General features: G+C 71.2%; 12 protein-coding genes and 2 pseudogenes. 10 read left to right on the plus strand and 4 right to left on the minus strand.

Going from position 1 to position 18841, the window contains the following annotated elements:
- Nucleotides 1-108: 108 nt before the first annotated feature.
- Entirely contained in the window at nt 109-1215 is a 1107-nt protein-coding gene (locus ACFZBT_RS10160) for an endonuclease NucS domain-containing protein (protein ID WP_391100826.1), read from the plus strand.
- A gap of 129 nt (nt 1216-1344) precedes the next feature.
- Here the strand turns inward: ACFZBT_RS10160 and ACFZBT_RS10165 are convergent.
- Nucleotides 1345-1623, minus strand: a pseudogene (locus ACFZBT_RS10165) (pentapeptide repeat-containing protein); the annotation flags it as partial.
- 303 nt (nt 1624-1926) lie between these two features.
- Between ACFZBT_RS10165 and ACFZBT_RS10170 the strand changes: the two are divergent.
- From ACFZBT_RS10170 to ACFZBT_RS10185, 4 genes are all read left to right on the plus strand, one after another.
- Nucleotides 1927-2532: a dihydrofolate reductase family protein gene (locus ACFZBT_RS10170; protein WP_391100828.1), complete on the plus strand. Its 606-nt coding sequence runs from the start codon at nt 1927-1929 to the stop codon at nt 2530-2532.
- A gap of 156 nt (nt 2533-2688) precedes the next feature.
- Nucleotides 2689-2832: a hypothetical protein gene (locus ACFZBT_RS10175; RefSeq protein WP_391100830.1), complete on the plus strand. Its 144-nt coding sequence runs from the start codon at nt 2689-2691 to the stop codon at nt 2830-2832.
- 162 nt (nt 2833-2994) lie between these two features.
- Nucleotides 2995-3894 carry a LysR substrate-binding domain-containing protein gene (locus ACFZBT_RS10180; protein ID WP_391100833.1) on the plus strand — a complete coding sequence of 300 codons (900 nt, stop codon included), beginning with the start codon at nt 2995-2997 and terminating at the stop codon, nt 3892-3894.
- Nucleotides 3895-4151: 257 nt separating this feature from the next.
- On the plus strand, nt 4152-5243 hold the full coding sequence (locus ACFZBT_RS10185; protein ID WP_391100836.1) for a lytic polysaccharide monooxygenase: 1092 nt from the start codon (nt 4152-4154) through the stop codon (nt 5241-5243).
- Nucleotides 5244-5322: 79 nt separating this feature from the next.
- Here ACFZBT_RS10185 and ACFZBT_RS10190 read toward each other — a convergent pair whose 3' ends face one another.
- A complete protein-coding gene (locus ACFZBT_RS10190) occupies nt 5323-6243 on the minus strand; it encodes a phosphotransferase (protein ID WP_391100839.1) in 921 nt (306 codons plus the stop codon).
- Nucleotides 6244-6916: 673 nt separating this feature from the next.
- Between ACFZBT_RS10190 and ACFZBT_RS10195 the strand changes: the two are divergent.
- From ACFZBT_RS10195 to ACFZBT_RS10215, 5 genes and pseudogenes are all read left to right on the plus strand, one after another.
- Nucleotides 6917-9094 (plus strand): annotated as a pseudogene (locus tag ACFZBT_RS10195) (SpoIIE family protein phosphatase); the annotation flags it as partial.
- A gap of 767 nt (nt 9095-9861) precedes the next feature.
- Nucleotides 9862-10944 (plus strand): substrate-binding domain-containing protein, encoded by a 1083-nt coding sequence (locus tag ACFZBT_RS10200; RefSeq protein ID WP_391100842.1) that lies wholly within the window; start codon nt 9862-9864, stop codon nt 10942-10944.
- A 15-nt stretch (nt 10945-10959) separates the two neighbouring features.
- The gene (locus ACFZBT_RS10205) at nt 10960-11739 is read left to right on the plus strand and encodes an ATP-binding cassette domain-containing protein (protein ID WP_382577918.1); all 780 of its coding nucleotides are present in this window, start codon (nt 10960-10962) and stop codon (nt 11737-11739) included.
- Nucleotides 11736-13022, plus strand: coding sequence for a sugar ABC transporter permease (locus ACFZBT_RS10210; RefSeq protein ID WP_391100844.1), 1287 nt, complete (start codon nt 11736-11738; stop codon nt 13020-13022). Before ACFZBT_RS10205 ends, ACFZBT_RS10210 begins: the two co-directional genes overlap by 4 nt.
- Nucleotides 13023-13083: 61 nt before the next feature.
- Entirely contained in the window at nt 13084-14436 is a 1353-nt protein-coding gene (locus ACFZBT_RS10215) for an extracellular solute-binding protein (protein ID WP_391100846.1), read from the plus strand.
- Nucleotides 14437-14444: 8 nt separating this feature from the next.
- On the opposite strand, the gene ACFZBT_RS10220 is transcribed toward ACFZBT_RS10215, so the two are convergent.
- Together ACFZBT_RS10220 and acnA are read right to left on the minus strand one after the other, a co-directional pair.
- Nucleotides 14445-15935 carry an ATP-binding protein gene (locus ACFZBT_RS10220; protein WP_391100847.1) on the minus strand — a complete coding sequence of 497 codons (1491 nt, stop codon included), beginning with the start codon at nt 15933-15935 and terminating at the stop codon, nt 14445-14447.
- A 144-nt stretch (nt 15936-16079) separates the two neighbouring features.
- Nucleotides 16080-18797, minus strand: coding sequence for an aconitate hydratase AcnA (gene acnA, locus ACFZBT_RS10225; RefSeq protein WP_391100849.1), 2718 nt, complete (start codon nt 18795-18797; stop codon nt 16080-16082).
- Nucleotides 18798-18841 lie beyond the last annotated feature (44 nt).

The following is an 18841-nucleotide window of genomic DNA, read 5'->3' on the forward strand; positions in this document are numbered from 1 at the left end:
CACCGACGACGCGCTCATGGGCGGGGCCTGGAGGCTGACTTGCAGACCTCGCAGTCCGACAGGTCTGCTTGTCCTTCTGAGTGTGTCGGATCGGTTGGGGAGTACACGGTGCCGCTGGAGTTCGGGTTGTGGCGGGTGGATGAAGAGCCGGTGCGCGTGGTTACGCGGCCGATGCCACTGGAGTCGAGGCTGGAAGAACTGATAGAGGCCGATCCAGAGATCTTGGGGAGACCGCTCCTGTTGATCGGCCGACAGGTACAGACGGACCACGGCAAGGTCGTCGACCTGCTTGGCATGGACGCCGAGGGCAGCCTGCATGTGTTGGAGCTGAAGCGGGACCGTACGCCCCGGGAGGTTGTGGCGCAGGTCCTCGACTACGGCTCGTGGGTTCAGGAACTCACCAATGAGCAGGTGCGGGAGATCTACGCGGCGTACGCCCGTGGCCGGGACCTGGCTCGGGAACTGGACGAGGCGTTCGCGCTGCGGTTCGGCGGCAGCATTCCGGAAGCGCTGAACAGCACCCATGCCCTCACCATAGTTGCAAGCGAGATGGACGCCGCCACCGAGCGGATCGTCACCTACCTGGCCTCCGGCTACGGGGTTCCCGTCAATGTGCTCTTCTTCCGCTACTTCGAGGACGAGGGACGCTCCTATCTAGCGCGCACCTGGCTACTGGACGATGTCGAGGACGCGGCACCGTCTCCGGGAAAGAAGGGGCGGGGCAAACAGGAGCCGTGGAACGGCACGGACTGGTTCGTCTCCTTCGGCGACGAGTCGGGCCACCGGAGCTGGGAGGACGCGCTGCGCTACGGCTTTGTGTCGGCCGGTGGCGGTGACTGGTTCTCCCGCACGCTCCGTTCCCTGCCAGTGGGGGCGCGGGTCTTCACTCACATACCCAAAACGGGATACGTCGGCGTGGGCACGGTGTCCGGCGAGCCGCAGCCCTTCGAGAGCGCCGCTCTCACCGTCGACGGCGAGAGCCATCGGATGACCGACCTCCCCCTCAAGGGCAGCTACCGAGCCCACGACGGTACGGCAGCCGAGGAAGACGGGGAGGACCGTCGTGAGTGGATCGTGCCGGTCGACTGGGAACAGGCTGTGCCGCGCTCGAGAGCACTGTGGCGGACCGGATTCTTCGCCAACCAGAACTCCGCCTGCAAGCTCCGCGCCCGTTTCACGATCGACGAGGTATCTCGCCACTTCGGCATCATCTGACGACACAGGGGTCGCGGAGAGCTCGGCCGAGGATGAGTACCAAGTCGTCGTCATCCCTCACGAGCGTCGCGAAACCTCGGTGACAGACGTCTGGCATCCAGCTGATCGTCCTGGGTGAGGCACGAAGGATCAAAGAGCCGGAGCGGTCCTGGGAAGGCGGCCGGCGTTGGTGAGCATCAGCTTGGAAGCTGCGATCATTTGCGGGTGGTTCGGGTCGCTGATCTGGGCGAACGCTGGGGCTGCGGCTTCGTCGGCGGCACCCCAGGGTGGCGTCATCCCCCGCACCCCAGTCAGCTCGGCTCCGTTGAACTTTGCGTCGGCGACCCTGGCGCCCTTGAGGTCTGCATTGGTGAGATCCGCGCCCGTGAGGTTGGCACCGGTCAGGTCGGTACCCGTGAAGCTTGCTCCGAAAAGGTAGGCAGGGCGGCTTCAAGTTCTGGGATCGTGTAGATCGTCGGGGCCGTTCGCGGGTGGGGCTGAGCTGATGCTTTGACAGAAGTCGAACCGCCGTTCCCAGTCGCTTGGAGATCATTACCCAGGCTGCGCGCAAAGTGCAATCATGCAGGCGTCCGGCCTCCGAAGCAGTGCCGCTCCGCCGACCTGATCGGCTGCAGCGTCATGGGTGTTTTCTCGTTACTCCACAGCGCGGCCGATGAGTTTGTGGCTCCCGGCCGGTCCAAGCTCGTGACACCCTAAGAAAAGGACACTGCCATGTCGGAGCTTCTGGTCGACTTCATCACCTCCCTCGACGGCTACGCATCGGGAGAGGGATGGCCCGGGTTCTGGGGCCTCGAGGGCCCGGAGTACCTCGCGTGGCTCGGAGAGCAGCCCAAGGTCACCTACCTGATGGGAGCGAACACGTACCGTCTGATGTCGAGCTTCGCCGCAGGCGAGGTCCCGAGTGGCCAAGACGAGTTCAGGCCCGAGGAAGAGGCGTCCGTGGACGAGCTCACGCAGGCGTCCAAGGTGGTGTTCTCCTCCTCACTGGAGGAGCCACTGACGTGGGCCAACTCCACGCTGGTCCGCGACGACGCCGTCGAGGCCGTCCGCGCCATGAAGTCGGGTGGCTCGGGGATCCTCAGCACGATCGGCAGCCTCAGCCTGTGCCGGTCCCTGCTGCGAGCCGGACTCGTCGACCGCTTCCGGGTCGTGATGTTCCCGGTGATCACCGGGGCCACGGGCGAAGAACGCATCTACGACGGCTATCCGGACGTCGCCCTCGAGATGATCGAGCACCGCACCTTCGACGGCCGCATCCAGCTGGTCGAGTACAAGCCCCGTGTGCTCGAGCACCCGCCGCTCGGCGTCCCTGCGTGACTCGCCTCATCCGCCGGTCCGGACGGCCGCCAGGCCGGCGCCTGCGGGCGCGGAGCAAGACCTGACGGGGGCCGAACGGCCAACGTCGAGACGCCCAATCCATCGTCGCCGTGCGGCGGGAGTTGACGCCGCAGCAGAACACTCACGGAGCCGGCGATGTCGGACCCGTGCCCGTCGCTCGACGAGTTCGTGATGAGCCGGCGCTGCCATGAGGTAGCGACCCTCCGCGACGACGAGACAGCACGTCTGACCCGGCTGCCCGCCACGACGGCAGCAGCCGGCGAATCGCTCCCCGGCTGAGTTCCTGTCGGACAGCAGAGCCGATCACACGCGTGTGCGCGATCGATGTGGCTGGTCGCGCCCACGCGGCGGAGCCGCACATCGGTACAGCCCGCGCCCCTGAGAGGTGGGTTGCACCGAACGCGTTGGTAGCCTCGTGACCATGGCCGCACCAGGAGCGACGTGAGACATCCGAGCATCCAGCAGTTGCAGCTGTTCCTGCTCCTCGCCGAGGAGTTGCACTTCGGACGGGCGGCGCGGCGGGCCTTCATGGCGCAGCCGACGTTCTCGCGGCACATCACCGCTCTGGAGGAGCGGTTGGGTGTGGCCGTGGTGGAACGGACGACGCGCAGGGTCGTGTTGAGCGCGGCGGGTGAGGCGCTCGTGGGGCGGGCCCGGACCGTGGTGGAGGCTGCCGAGGAGTTGCGCCGCGAGGCGGAGCGCCGGGCCAACGCGGCCGCGGGCCGGATCGTGATCGGCTCGCTGGAGGCGATCACCTCGATGGACCCGATCCCGGCCGTCCTGGAGGAACTGCGGAAGGAGTTCCCGCAGTTGGAGGTCGACGTCGTACGCATGGGCTTCGACGCCGGCCAGGCGGTCCTGCGGGGCGACGTCGACGCCGCGTTCCTGTTCCTGCCCGTGCCCGACGGCGTCCAGACCCTGGCGCTGGCAGGCGGGCCGCGGTGCGTGGCGATGGCCGACAGCCACCCCTTCGCCGCCCGGGGCGCGCTGACCCTGGCGGACCTCGCCGACCAGCCCCGCATCGGCTGGTCGGAGCAGGTCCCGAGGGTGTTCCGGGACTTCTGGTCGGCCGGCCCGCGACCGGACGGCACCCCGGTGCGGTTCAGCCCGCACGCCGTCGTCGACTACGAGAGCGCCCTGCCGCTGATCGCCATGGGGCAGGGGATCCAGCTGCCGCCGGACGTCGCCCGCCGGCTCTACCCGCGCCATGGTGTGTCGTACGTCGACGTCACCGACCTCGCGCCCTGGACAGCCGCGCTGGGGTGGCTGCCGAGTCGCCGGGACGAGCCGCTCGTCGCCGCTCTGCGGCGGGCGGCCCAGCGCGCCCTGCGCCGGGCCTGACCGGCGGTACGAACCGGAGGCACGAACCGAAGGCGCGAAACCGGAGGCGCGAACCGGTCAGTCCGGGTGCGACAACCGTTTACAACCGCGTCTCTCGGCGCTAACTTCCGCAACAAGCGGGGTGGGAGCGCTCCCATTACGGTGGACCGGAACCCGCCCTGAAGTCGCTCCCACTCCGCATATCCGCACACACACCGCGCTCGTATCCCCACACACGCATCCGCAGGCCCGTATCCCAAGGAACGGATGATGCTGTCATGATCCTGACAAAAGAGCCCGGAAGGCTCTCGATGCGCCGATTAATGCTCCCCACCCGGGCCAGGTCCCTCTTCCTCGTCCTGCTCTCCCTGCTCGTCACGGTCCCGGCCCTCGGTCTGGTCATGACGGCCGGCGGTGAGGCGGAGGCCCACGGCACGCCCATGAAGCCCGGCAGCCGCACCTTCCTGTGCTGGCAGGACGGTCTGACCGACACCGGTGAGATCAAGCCGGTCAACCCGGCCTGCCGGAACGCCCAGCAGGTCAGCGGCACCACGCCGTTCTACAACTGGTTCTCGGTGCTCCGCTCGGACGGCGCCGGCCGCACCCGGGGCTTCGTGCCGGACGGCGAGCTGTGCAGCGGCGGCAACACCAACTTCACCGGGTTCAACGCCCCCAGCAAGGACTGGCCGCTCACCCATCTCACCTCGGGCGCGACCGTCGACTTCTCGTACAACGCCTGGGCGGCGCACCCGGGTTGGTTCTACGTCTACATCACCAAGGACGGCTTCGACCCGGCCAAGACGCTCACCTGGAACGACATGGAGGAACGGCCGTTCCTGAGCGTCGACCACCCGCCACTGAACGGCTCCCCGGGCACGGTCGAGGCCAACTACTCCTGGACCGGCAAGCTTCCCGCCAACAAGGACGGCCGCCACATCATCTACATGGTCTGGCAGCGCTCCGACAGCCAGGAGACCTTCTACTCCTGCTCCGACGTCGTCTTCGACGGCGGCAACGGCGAGGTGACCGGCATCAAGGAGCCGGGCAACCCGTCCGAGCCGGTGCCCGGCACGTGCACGGCCACCCGCAAGACGACCGGCAGCTGGAACGGCGGCTACCAGTCCGAGGTGACCGTCACCAACACCGGCACCGTCCCGATGCTCGGCTGGATGGTCGACTGGAACCTCCCCGCCGGCCACAAGATCGAAAGTTTGTGGAGCGGCAACGCGACCTACAACGGCCAGTCGGTGATGGTCCACAACGCCGGCTGGAACGGCTCCCTCGCGCCGGGCAAGAGCACGACCTTCGGCTACACCGCCACCGCGCCGGGCGGTGACAGTACGACGAGCCTGCCCTGCCGGGTGGGCTGAACCGTCACTCCGGGCGGGCCCGGTGACCGGCGCGACCTCGGTCGCCGGGCCCTTCGCCGGGTGACTGCACCCGCCGGGGTCACGCGTGGTCGGCCGTGTCCAGGAGGCGCTGCAGGGCGGCCCGGGCCGGCGGGCCCCACGTGGACTTGCCGCCTGGGCGGCCGTGGTCTCCGGCGTGCCCGATGGCCATGCAGGCGAGGGCCCGCGCGACGGCCCAGCCTCGGGCGCGGCGCCGGGTCGGGGGGTCAGCGGCCGGGCGGTAGAGGTCGAAGAAGCGATCGGCGGCGCCGTCCGGCAGCAGGGTCCAGGCGGCGGCGAGATCGCAGGCGGGGTCGCCGGCGCAGAGGTCGCCGAAGTCGATCACACCGCAGAAGGTGCCGTCGGCGGTGAGGACGTTGGCCGCGTGCAGGTCGGCGTGGAGCCAGACCGACGGGCCCGGCCAGTGGGGCGCCGCGACGGCGTCGTCCAGGATCGCGCGGACCGCCTCCGGATCCTCGACCAGGCCCAGCTCCGTGACCATGGCGAGCTGGTGGGCGAACCCCTCGGCGTGCTCGGACAACGGCCCGCCGCGGCTCCGGCCCACGGGTGCGTCCTCGGGGGCGGGGCGGTGCAGAGCCGTCAGGAAGGCGGCCAGGGCCTCGGCCGATTCCGCGGCGCGGGTGGCGGGGGCGCGGTCGGCGGGGGCGCCCTGCACCCACGTGGTGACGATCCAGGTGTGCGGAAAGCGGTCGGAGGGCTCACCGAGGCGCTGCGGGACCGGAATCTCCAGGGGCAGCGTCGGGGCGAGTACGGGGAGCCAGGTGTGCTCCTTGCGCAGCAGCGCGTCCACGGGACCCGTCGCCCAGGGCAGCCGCACGGCCAGGTCGTCACCGAGGCGCCAGAGCTGGTTGTCCCAGCCGCGCGCGCCGAGCCGCAGGGGGCGATCGGCCAGGTCGGGGTGCTGGTCGCGCAGCAGTTCCCGGATCAGTTCCGGCGTGATCTCGATCTCGGTGTGGGTCATGCGGGGCAACGGTAGCCGGGTGACGGTACGCAGGGGCACGAGTGGCCGGAAATCGCGGGGTGCGCCGACCGGGCCGGACCGGCTGCCCCATATGTCGCAGATATCCAGGTGTGCGATTCTGTTGTGTGGGTGCCCTGCCGCTCAGGCGCGGCGTGGATACGCCGTGTCGTCGTCGCCTGAGTTCCCGGGGACTCCCACCTGCCGGTGGCCGCGGCATGGACGGGAGGTGGATGCGGAGATGCCCCATTACGGCGATGCCCGGGCCGCGGTCCCCGGTCTCCGGGCGCCGGGGAACGGGGGCACCGGTCCGCCTCGCCCCGCGTCGGAGCTCGCCGCGCGGGAGCGGGTCCTGGCGTTCGCCGGCGTGGCATTGGCGGCGGTGTACGTACGGAGCGAGGACGGTACGGAACTCCGGTCCGTGGAATCGGCCGGAGCCGGGCCGGGGCGGTGGGGGCTGCCGGGGCGTGTGCCGGTGTCGCAGGGGTCGCCCCCTGGACCTTCCGAGTCGCCCCCGCCCTCCCCCGGAGTCGCACCCGGAACCGAGGGCCGAACCGCTGACGGAACCGAGGGCGGAACCGAAGGCCGAACCGCAGACGGAACCGAGGGCGGAACCGAAGGCCGAACCGAAGTCGGGGGGCCGGCCATCGCCCAGGCCTTCCGGAGTGGGCGGGCGGTGTGGCGCGGGAGTGTGGTGTTCGCCGGTCAGGAAGAAGGCGGAGCCTCGGCCGCGCCGCTCGGGGCGTTGCCGCTGGGGGCAGCGGGTGGGTGGCTGGGGTGCATTGTCGTGGTGGGAGAGGCCGGGGAGGGCTTCGGGGCCGAGCAGCGGGAGTTCCTGGAGCGGTACGCCGAGGCGGTCGCCGGGCGGCTCCGGGGCGAGGCCGACCGGTGCGCCCCCTCGCCCCTGCTGGATTCGGCGCTGCGCGCCATGGGCGTCGGTTCCTTCGCCCTGGCGCCTGGCACCGGCCTGGTCGAGACGGACCAGGCCCTGCTTGAACTCGTCGGCATCCCCGAGAGCGGCTTCGACGGCAAGACGGACACCCTGCTCTCGTGCAGCGTCCCCGAGGACGTGCCCGCCCTGCTGTCGGTGATCGAACCGTCCGCGCAGACCCCCGGCCGCCGGGAACTGGAGTTCCGTATCCGCCGGCCCACCGGTGAACTGTGCTGGCTGCGCCTGAACTGCCGCGTGCGGAAGGGGCCCGACGGCGCTCCGGAGCGGGTGCTCGGCGTGGTGACCGCCGCCCCCGTGCTGCGCCGGAGCGCCAGCGACGTCGCCCGGATCCAGTGGCTGACGGCCGCGCTCGACGACGCCGTGACGGTCCGGGACGTCAGCCGCGTGGTGGTCGCCGCGCTGCGCGAGCCGCTGGACGCCGACCGGGTGGCGCTCGCCGAGCTGCTGGAGGACCGGCTGGCGGTCACCGTGCTCGATCCGCCGAGTTCCGGGGCCTGGCCGGACCTGTGGCGTGCCGAGTGGCGCTCGGAGTGGCCCGACGCACCGGTTTCCGCCCTGCCCACGCTCCAGGCGGCGCTGCGGGACGGGCGGATGAGCCTGTGGCCGGCGGGTGCCGTACTGGAACCCGGGCTCGCGGGGATCGGCCCCGGCGGGCTCGCGGTCCTGCCGCTGCCGGCCAAGAGCCGCGTGACCGGGGTCTGCCTGGTCGGCTGGGACTCGCCGCACGAGTTCGCCCCCGAGGAGCGGGCCCTGCTGACGGCGACCGCGGGGCTGGTGGGGCAGGCCCTGAAACGCGCGCACGCCTACGACGCCGAGCAGGAGCTCGCGACGATGCTGCAGCGCAGCCTGCTGCCCCGCCGGCTCCCCCGGCTGCCCGGAGGCACCGCCGTGGCCCGCTATCTGCCCGCCCGGCGCGGGCTCCAGGTGGGCGGCGACTGGTACGACGTGATCGCGCTGTCGGAGAGCAAGGTGGCCCTGGTCATCGGTGATGTGCAGGGGCACAGCGCCGGGGCCGCGACGATCATGGGCCAGATGCGCACCGCGGTCCGGGCCTACGCCGTGGAGGGCCATCCTCCGGACGTGGTCGTCGGACACGCCAACCGGCTGCTCGTCGGCATGGAGACCGATCTCTTCGCCACCTGCTGCTATGTCGAACTGGACATGGAGGAGGGCAACGCGCTGTTCGTGCGGGCCGGGCATCTGTCCCCGCTGGTGCGCCTTCCGGACGGCGGCACCGAGGAGATCGCGGTGGAGGGTGGGCTTCCGCTGGGCGTCCTCGCGGACGCGGAGTTCCCGCTGACGGCGCTCGCCCTGGCCCCTGGCTCGGTGCTCGCGCTGGTGACGGACGGTCTGGTCGAGTCGGCCGATCTGCAGGTGGACGAGGGCATGCGGCTCGTGCGCGAGGCACTCGCCGCGGCCGATCCCTCCGACCCGGGACGGATGGCCGACGATCTGCTGGGTGACGCCGGCCGCCGTGAGGACGACGTGGCGTTGCTGCTGCTGCGCTACGACGGGATGCGGATCCGGCCGGTGCGGGCGGGCTGGGTGGTGTGGCGGCTGCCGGACGCGGTCATGCACGCCCGCCGGTTCAGCGCGCGCACGCTGCGCTCGTGGGACGTCGTCGCCGAGGCCGACACCGTCCTGCTGGTGGTGTCGGAACTGGTCACCAACGCGCTGGTGCACACGCAGGGCGCGGTCCGTCTGGACCTGACCCTGGCCGCGGACCGGCTGCGGGTGACGGTGAACGACTCCTCGCCGCGCGCGCCCGCCAAGCCGGTGGTGGTCGACTGGGAGTCGACGGGCGGCCGTGGGCTCTTCCTGGTCGAGGCGATGTCGACGGCCTGGGGTTCGGTGCCGGTCGGCGGCGGCAAGCAGGTGTGGAGCGAGATCGTCGTGTCCCGGCCGGATCCGGAACAGGAACCGGAACCCGAGCGGCGAGCGGAACCGCCGCCGGTCGAGCCGGAGCGTGTGCCGGAGCCGGGCCGGACCTGGGACCGCGGCTGGAGCCTGGTCCGCGACCGCGGCTGGGGCATGGGCCGCAACCGCGACCGGAACAAGGCCACGAACCCGACTCCGGCCCCGCCCTCGGGCCGCCGGCTCCGCGGCTGGACCAGGGACAGGAACCAGCCCCCCGACCGACGAAACCGCGACAGGAACCAGCCCCCCGACCGACGAAACCGCGACGGGAACCAGCCCCCCGACCGACGAAACCGCGACGGGGACCAAACCCCGGACCCGACCCGGACCCCGGGCCGACGAGACCGCCCCCGGAACCCGGACCAGACCCCGGCCCCAGCCCCGAGCCCGGGCCGACGAGACCCCGACCCCCGGAACAAGGACGAGAACCAGACCCCGGACCCGACGACCCCCACCCCAGACCGACGAAACAACGGCCGGGACCAGGCCCCGGACCCAACCCCTCACCCCGGCCGACGAGACCCCGACCCCCGGAACAAGGACGAGAACCAGACCCCGGACCCGACGACCCCCACCCCAGACCGACGAAACAACGGCCGGGACCGGGACATGGAGCAGCTCTCGGGCCGGCCCCGCGACCGTGAGACCGGCCGGAACAGGCACCGGGACCTGAGCCCGGAGCCGGCCCCGAGCCTGCGGTCCGACCGAACCCCCGGCCAGGGCCCGGTGCCGCCCGACGAAGGAGGCCCGCCGTGAGAGGGCGCGGATGGCGTGTGTTCGGCGCCCTGATGGCCGGTGTCCTGGCCACGTCCCTGGCCGGCTGCACCGACAGCGGCGGGGAGGGCGACGACAGCCTGACCCTCGGCCTGCTGCTGCCGAGCCGCGCGGTGCCCCGCTGGGAGCAGGCCGACAAGCCCCTGATCGAGAAGCGGGTCAAGGAGCTGTGCCCCGAGTGCTCGGTGGTGTACGCCAACGCCGAGAACGACGCGGCGCGCCAGCGGCAGCAGATGGACTCCATGATCACCAGGGGGGTCTCGGCCCTGATCCTGGACGTCGTGGATCCCAAGGCCCTGCGCTCCTCGGTGCGGGCGGCGGATGGCGAGGGCATCCCCGTGGTCGCCTACGACCGGCTGGCCGAGGGCCCGATCTCGGGTTTCGTCAGCTTCAACGGCGGCCAGGTCGGCCGGCTCCAGGGCGAGGAACTCCTGAAGGGCATGGGAGCCAAGGCCGACGGTGGCGGCGTCGTCATGATGAACGGCGATCCCTCCAGCCCCAACGCCGCCTGGTACGAGGGCGGGGCCCGGTCCGTCTTGAAGGGCAAGGTGCGGATACTCAAGTCGTACAACACCCTGGGGTGGCGCACGGAGAACGCGAACGACCACATGTCCGCCGCGATCAACGCCCTCGGCCCGAACCGGATCGACGGGGTGCTCGCGGCCAACGACTCGATCGCGGCCGGTGTCATCGCGGCGCTCAAGAGCGCCCGCGTCTCGCCGCTGCCCCCGGTCACCGGCCAGGACGCCGATCTCGACGCCCTGAGGCGCATCGTCGAGGGCGAGCAGTACATGACCGTCTACAAACCGTTCCGGCTGGAGACGGAGGCAGCCGCCGCGATGGCCGTCGCCCTGGCACGCGGCAACGACCTCGACGCCCTCGTCACGCGCACCATGGACACTCCGACCGAGCAGGACGTCCCGGCGGTGCTGCTCACCCCGATCGCCGTGACGGCCGGCACCATCGGGCAGACGCTGGTCCGGGACGGCGTCTACACGATCGACCAGATCTGCCCCCCGAAGCTCCGGCCGGCCTGTGACCGGATCGGGCTCACCCGGTGAGGGACGTGATTCCCCGTGGCCCATCCCCCCGTTCTGGCGTTGCGCGGCATCTCCAAGCGGTTCGGCGGCGTGCAGGCGCTCGTGGACGTCGACCTTCAGGTCCGGGCCGGTGAGGTCGTGGCCCTGGCGGGTGACAACGGCGCCGGCAAGTCCACGCTGATCAAGGTGATCTCCGGGGTCAGCCCCGCCGACCGGGGCGTCATCGAGTGGGAGGGGCGGCTCGTGCAGATCAAGCGCCCGCACGACGCCCACGCCCTGGGCATCGCGACCGTCTACCAGGACCTCGCCATGTGCGACAACCTGGACGTCGTAGGCAATCTCTTCCTCGGCCGCGAGATCGACCGGGTCGGTGTCCTCGACGAGGTGGAGATGGAGCGCCGCTCGCGGGACCTGATGCGCGCCCTGTCGATCCGGATCCCCGACGTTCGGGTGCCCGTCGCGGCGCTGTCCGCCGGTCAGCGGCAGGCCGTCGCGATCTCCCGCTCGCTCATGGGCGCGCCCAAGGTCCTGCTCCTCGACGAGCCCACCGCCGCCCTGGGCGTGGAGCAGACCAGCCATCTGCTCGACCTCATCGAGGAGGTGCGCGACCGCGGGATGGCGATCATCCTCATCAGTCACAACATGGGCGACATCAAGGCCGTCGCGGACCGGGTCGCCGTGCTGCGGCTCGGGCGCAACAACGGTCTGTTCGACGTGAGCACGGTGACGCAGGAGCAGATCATCTCCTCCGTCACCGGGGCGGCGGACAACGCCGTGGCGCACCGTTCGAAGGGCGACGAGGAGGCGTGGCCGTGAGCCGGGGCGGGCCGCACCGGGACGGCGGGCCGGGCAGCGCCGGTCCGGTCGCGCCCGACCGCGGGCCGCGCACCCGGGGCTGGTCCGGCAATCTGCGCGAGTACGCCCTGGAGGTGCGCGGCAGTGTGCGGGACGGCGAGCGCGAGCCGCTGCTGGTCATCGCCGGGCTGATCGTGATCTGGTGCGTCTTCCAGGGTCTGGACGACAAGTTCCTCTCGCCGCGCAACCTGTCCAACCTCGGCGTGGGCATCGTCGGGACCGGTCTGGTCGCCGTCGGCATCGTGTTCGTGCTGCTGATCCGGGAGATCGATCTGTCGGTCGGCTCGGTCAGCGGCCTGGCGGGGGCCTCGTTCGCCGTGCTGAACGTGAACCACGGGATGCCGGAGTGGCTCGCGGTGGTCGTGGCGGTGGCGGTGGGCATGGCCGTGGGCGCCTTCCACGGGTTCTTCTTCGCCTCGCTCGGCGTGCCCGCGTTCGTCGTGACGCTGGCGGGCCTGCTGATCTGGAACGGCCTGACGCTCTACCTGCTGGGCGCGAGCGGCACGATCAACATCGACGAGGAGGGGCTGGTCGCCTCCCTGACCAGCCGCCACTTCGAGGACGACGCGGCCGCCTACACGGTCGCGGCGCTCGGCACGGCCGGGTACTTCCTGGCCGCCCGGCGCAAGCGCGCCCGCCATCTGGCCGCCGGGATGCCGCACCGGCCGGCGGGTGACGTGTGGCTGCGCACCGGTCTTCTCGCGGCGGTCGCGTTCGCCGCCGCCTACACCCTGAACCGGTTCCAGGGGCTGCCGCTCGCGCTGCTGATCTTCCTGGTGGTCCTGGTCGTCTCGGACTACGTGCTGCGCCGCACCCGCCACGGGCGGCGGGTGTACGCGCTCGGCGGCGGGGTCGAGGCGGCGCGGCGGGCGGGCATCGGGGTGGAGCGGGTGCGGGTCGCGATGTTCATGGTGTCGGGGACGCTGGCCGCGTTCGGCGGGCTGTTCGTGGCCTCGGAGCTGACCTCGGCCAGCCCCACGACGGCCCGTGCGGCGGGTTCCGGGATGCTGCTGATCAACGCGATCGCGGCGGCCGTCATCGGCGGTACGAGTCTGTTCGGCGGGCGCGGCTCGCCCTGGTCGGTGCTGCTCGGGGTGCTGGTCATCCAGTCGATCGCCTCGGGCATGGGGCTGCTGGGGGTCGAGGACGCCGTGCAGTTCATGATCACCGGAGCGGTGCTGCTGGCCGCCGTGGCGGCCGACGCGCTCACCAGACGCGGGGAGGCCCACCGGAGCCGACCCTGAGTCATGCCTTTTATCCATATACGCCTAAGAAATGGCAAATATGGGTAAGGGCGGTGTTGTCATGAAACGCAGCCGCCTCGCCCGGATGGCCATGGCAGGCACGGCCGTCCTCGGCCTCGTTCTCGCCGGATGCGGTGACACCGACCCGCCCGGCGGCGAGCAGGCCGACCTCAAGGTGCTCGCGACGGACGTGCCCCAGGTGCAGACGCTCAAGAAGCTCACCAAGGAGCACTTCACGGCGGAGACCGGCATCACGGTCGACTACACCCTGCTGCCGGAGAACGAGGCGCGGGAGCGGATGAACCGCGAGTTCGCGACCCAGGGCGGCACGTACGACGTGGCGAGCGTCAGCGCGTACGAGGTGCCGATCTACTCGGACAACGGCTGGCTCGCCCCGCTGGACTCCTATGTGAAGGCGGACGAGGACTTCGACCAGGACGACGTCTTCCCCAACCTGGTGGCGTCGCTGACCGGCAAGGACGGCAAGATCTACGCCGAGCCCTTCTACGGCGAGGGCTCCTTCCTGATGTACCGCAAGGACCTCTTCCGCAAGGAGGGGCTGACCATGCCGCCGAACCCGACCTGGGAGCAGGTCGCCGGCCTCGCCGCCCGGGTCGACGGCGTCGACGGCGCCAGCGGCATCTGCCTGCGTGGTCTGCCCGGCTGGGGCCAGAACCTCGCCCCGATCAACACGGTCGTCAACACCTTCGGCGGCGCCTGGTACGACATGGACTGGAACGCCCGCCTGACCTCACCCGAGTTCAGGAAGGCCGTCGGGTTCTACGTCGACCTGCTGCGCTCCCACGGCCAGCCCGGCGCCGACCGGATGGGCGTGCTGGAGATCCTGGACAGCTTCGTCGAGGGCGAGTGCGCCATGATGTACGACGCCACGTCGCTGGCCTCGTCGGTGGAGGCCGACGGTTCCTCCGTCAAGGGCAAGGTGGGCTATGTCCCGGCCCCGCACGACAGGACCGACAAGGCCGGCTGGCTGTGGACCTGGGCGTGGGGCATCCAGAATGCCTCCGACGAGAAGGACGCGGCGTGGGAGTTCATCTCCTGGGCCTCGTCCAAGGAGTACCAGGAGCAGGTCGGCCAGGAGATGGGCTGGACCGCGGCGCCCGCCGGCAACCGCAAGTCGCTCTACGCCAACCCCGAGTACCAGCAGGCGGCCGGTGCCTGGTACCGGCAGGAGTACACGGCGGCGACCGACTCCGCCGACCCGAAGAGCCCCGGCGTGGGTCCCCGCCCGTACACCGGCATCGGCTTCCTGGGCATCCCCGAGTTCGCCGTGCTCGGCACGGCGGTCTCCCAGCAGATCGCCGCGGCCATCGCCGGGCAGCAGTCGGTGGACACGGCCCTGGACAAGGCGCAGGACCTCGCCCAGGCCGCGGCGGCGAAGTACCGGGGCGAGTGAGCCTGCGGTCAGCGCTGCTCGGAGAGCCTCAGCTCCTGGGCCGGCGCGGGGGCTTCGCTCCCGGGCGCGGGAGGCAGCTCCAGGGTGAACTCGGTGTGGCCGGGCTCGCTGCGCACCCCGGCCCGTCCGCCGTGCGCGGCGGCGATGGCCTCGACGACGGCCAGGCCGAGCCCGGATCCGCCGGTGTCCGGGCCGCTGCGGGAGCGGGAGGCGTCGGCGCGGGTGAAGCGTTCGAAGACCGTGCCGAGCAGGTGCGGCGGGATGCCGGGGCCGTCGTCCCGCACCCGGATCACATGGCGCTCGGCACCGGCCGCCACCTCGGCCGTGACCGTGGTGCCGGGCGGGGTGTGCGCGCGGGCGTTGGCGAGGAGGTTCGCCACGGCCTTGCCCAGGCCCGCCTCGTCGCCGGTGACCAGCGCCGGCGCGTCGAGGTGCAGGGTCAGCCGCCAGACGCGGTCCTGGTCCGCCACCCGGGCCTCCCAGACGGCCTCCGCGACCAGTGCCGTCAGATCCACCTCGGCACATCGCGGGGTGTGGCCCGCATCGAGGCGGGCCAGCAGCAGGAGGTCCTCGACCAGACCCGTCATACGCGCCGACTCGGCGGAGACCCGGCGCCAGGCCAGCGTCGGCTCGACCGGCCCGGCACCGCGGTTCATGAGTTCGGCGTATCCGGCGATCGACGCGAGCGGGGTACGGAGTTCATGGCCGGCGTCGGCGAGGAAGCGGCGCATGCGCTCCTCGCCGCGGCGGCGAGCGGCACGGTCGCCCTCGACCTGGTCGATCATGCGGTTGAGCGCGGCGCCGACCTGCCCCGCCTCGCTGCCGGGGTCGGTGTCCGCCTCTCCCACCCGGGGCAGCGGGGCCTGCCGGTCGTGGCCGAGCGGCGCCCGGGCGAGATCGGCCGCGGTGGCGGCGATCCGGCCGAGGGGGCGCAGCTGACGGCCTACGACCAGGGCACAGACGCAGCCCGCGACGGCGAGTCCGGCGGCTCCGACGACCGCCTCGACCACGACCAGACGGTTCAGCACGTCCCGTACGTCGTCCATGGGCAGCCCGGCGAGCATCCCGACCCCGCTCGCGTCCAGCCCCGTCACCCGGTAGGTGCCGAGGCCGGGGACGGTCCGGGTGTGGGGTGTGCCGTCGGGGGCGATGCCGCGCAGAGCGGCGCGCTGGCCTGCGGTGAGGGGCCGGGGTGTGCTGTCCGGGCGGGTCACCGCCGCCGCGGTGACCGTGCCGTCCGCGTCGAGCCGGGCCGCGAGCAGCCCCTCGGGGTGGCCGGTCCCGTCGAGGAACGTCAGGTCCCGGTCGTCGCCGGGCCGGACCGATGCCCCGGCCAGGCCGTGTTCGGCGGCGTCCATGACCCGGCCGTCGAGGTGGTCCAGCAGCAGGGCCCGCTGGGCGAGGACGGCGGCGAGGGCCGTCACGGCGCAGACGGCGACGAGGGCGGCGCCGATGCGGAGGAGGAGCCGGGTGCGCAGCGACCCGGGGGTGCCAGACATGTCCCGATCCTGTCCCGGTCCGCTGAGGGAACCCTGTGTTCAGGCTGAGCACCGGCGATGTCCCCGTACGAACGGCGCGGGCCGCGCCCCCGGTCACCCGGGAACGCGGCCCTCGAACTGCCTCCGACTGCCTTGCCGGCCCGCTTACTTGCGGATCAGGCTGCGCAGCACGTACTGCATGATGCCGCCGTTGCGGTAGTAGTCCGCCTCGCCGGGGGTGTCGATGCGGACGACCGCGTCGAACTCGACACCGGTGTCGGTGGTGACCTTCACCGTGCGCGGGGTGGTGCCGTTGTTGAGCTCCTCGACACCGGTGATGGAGAAGGTCTCCTCGCCGGTCAGACCGAGGGACTGGGCGGAGGCACCCTCCGGGAACTGCAGCGGGAGCACGCCCATGCCGATGAGGTTCGAGCGGTGGATGCGCTCGTACGACTCGGTGATGACGGCCTTGACGCCGAGGAGCGCGGTGCCCTTGGCGGCCCAGTCGCGGGACGAGCCGGAGCCGTACTCCTTGCCGCCCAGGATGACGAGCGGGATGCCCTGCTCGATGTAGTTGCGCGAGGCGTCGTAGATGAACGACACCGGACCGTCGGCCTGGGTGAAGTCGCGGGTGTAGCCGCCCTCGGTGCCCGGCGCGAGCTGGTTGCGCAGGCGGATGTTGGCGAACGTGCCGCGGATCATGACCTCGTGGTTGCCTCGGCGGGAGCCGTAGGAGTTGAAGTCACGACGCTCCACACCGTGCTCGGTGAGGTACTTGCCGGCCGGGGTGTCGGCCTTGATGGCACCGGCGGGCGAGATGTGGTCCGTCGTCACCGAGTCGCCCAGCTTGGCGAGCACGCGGGCGCCGGAGATGTCGGAGACCGGTGTGGTCTCCATCGTCATGCCCTCGAAGTAAGGGGGCTTGCGGACGTAGGTCGACTCGGCGTCCCACTCGAAGGTGTTGCCGGTCGGGATCGGCAGCGCCTGCCACTGGGCGTCGCCGGCGAAGACGTCCGAGTAGGACTTGGAGAACATGTCCTCGCCGATGGCGTTGGCGACGACGTCGTTCACCTCGGCCTCGGAGGGCCAGATGTCCGCGAGGAAGACCGGCTTGCCGTCCTGGTCGGTGCCCAGGGCCTCACGGGTGATGTCGACCTTCATGGAGCCGGCGATCGCGTAGGCCACGACCAGCGGCGGGGACGCCAGGTAGTTCATCTTGACGTCGGGGTTGATACGGCCCTCGAAGTTCCGGTTGCCGGAGAGGACCGAGGTGACCGCGAGGTCGTGGTCGTTGACGGCCTTGGAGACCTCGTCCGGCAGCGGGCCGGAGTTGCCGATGCAGGTGGTGCAGCCGTAGCCGACGAGGTTGAAGCCGACCTTGTCGAGGTAGGGGGTCAGGCCCGCCTTCTCGAAGTAGTCGGTGACGACCTTGGAGCCCGGGGCGAGGGTGGTCTTGACCCACGGCTTGCGGGTCAGGCCCTTCTCCACGGCCTTCTTAGCGACGAGCGCGGCGGCGACCATGACGTACGGGTTCGAGGTGTTGGTGCAGGAGGTGATGGCCGCGACCGTCACCGCACCGTGGTCGATCTCGTACGACGTCCCGTCGGGGGCGGTCACGGTGACCGGGTTGGACGGGGCGCCGTTCGGGGCGACGGCCGGGGCGTCGGAGGCCGGGAAGGACTCCTTGCCCGACTCGTCGACGGTGTCGACGTAGTTGAGGACGTCCTGCTTGAACTGCTCGGCGGCGTTGGCCAGGACGATACGGTCCTGCGGGCGCTTCGGGCCGGCGATGGACGGGACGACCGTCGACAGGTCGAGCTCGAGCTTCTCGGAGAAGTCGGGCTCGGCGGCCGGGTCGAGCCAGAGGCCCTGCTCCTTGGCGTACGCCTCGACGAGCGCGACCTGCTGCTCGGAGCGGCCGGTGAGCTTCAGGTAGTTCAGGGTCTCGCCGTCGATCGGGAAGATCGCGGCGGTGGAGCCGAACTCCGGCGACATGTTGCCGATGGTGGCGCGGTTGGCGAGCGAGGTGGCGGCGACACCCTCGCCGTAGAACTCGACGAACTTGCCGACGACGCCGTGCTTGCGCAGCATCTCGGTGATCGTGAGGACCAGGTCGGTGGCGGTGGTGCCCGGCTTCAGCTCACCGGTCAGCTTGAAGCCGACGACGCGCGGGATGAGCATGGAGACCGGCTGGCCGAGCATGGCGGCCTCGGCCTCGATGCCGCCGACGCCCCAGCCGAGGACGCCGAGGCCGTTGACCATGGTGGTGTGCGAGTCGGTGCCGACGAGGGTGTCGGGGTACGCCTGGCCGTTACGGACCATCACCGTGCGCGCCAGGTGCTCGATGTTCACCTGGTGGACGATGCCGGTGCCGGGCGGGACGACCTTGAAGTCGTCGAACGCGGTCTGGCCCCAGCGCAGGAACTGGTAGCGCTCGCGGTTGCGGCCGTACTCCAGCTCGACGTTCTGCGCGAAGGCGTCGTTGGTGCCGAACTTGTCGGCGATGACGGAGTGGTCGATGACCAGCTCGGCCGGGGAGAGCGGGTTGACCTTCGCCGGGTCACCGCCCAGCTCCTTGACGGCCTCACGCATGGTCGCGAGGTCCACGACACAGGGCACGCCGGTGAAGTCCTGCATGATCACGCGGGCCGGCGTGAACTGGATCTCCTGGGAGGGCTGGGCCTGCGAGTCCCAGCCGCCAAGGGCGCGGATGTGGTCGGCGGTGATGTTCGCGCCGTCCTCGGTGCGGAGGAGGTTCTCCAGCAGCACCTTCAGGCTGTAGGGGAGGCGCGCGGCGCCCTCGACCTTGTCCAGCCGGAAGATCTCGTACGACTCGTCGCCCACCTGCAGCGTGCTGCGGGCGTCGAAGCTGTTCGCCGACACGACAGTCTCCTTCATTGATGTGCGCGTACCACCACGATCCTGCC

Source organism: Streptomyces sp. NPDC008137 (assembly GCF_042957035.1).
GTDB lineage: Bacteria > Actinomycetota > Actinomycetes > Streptomycetales > Streptomycetaceae > Streptomyces.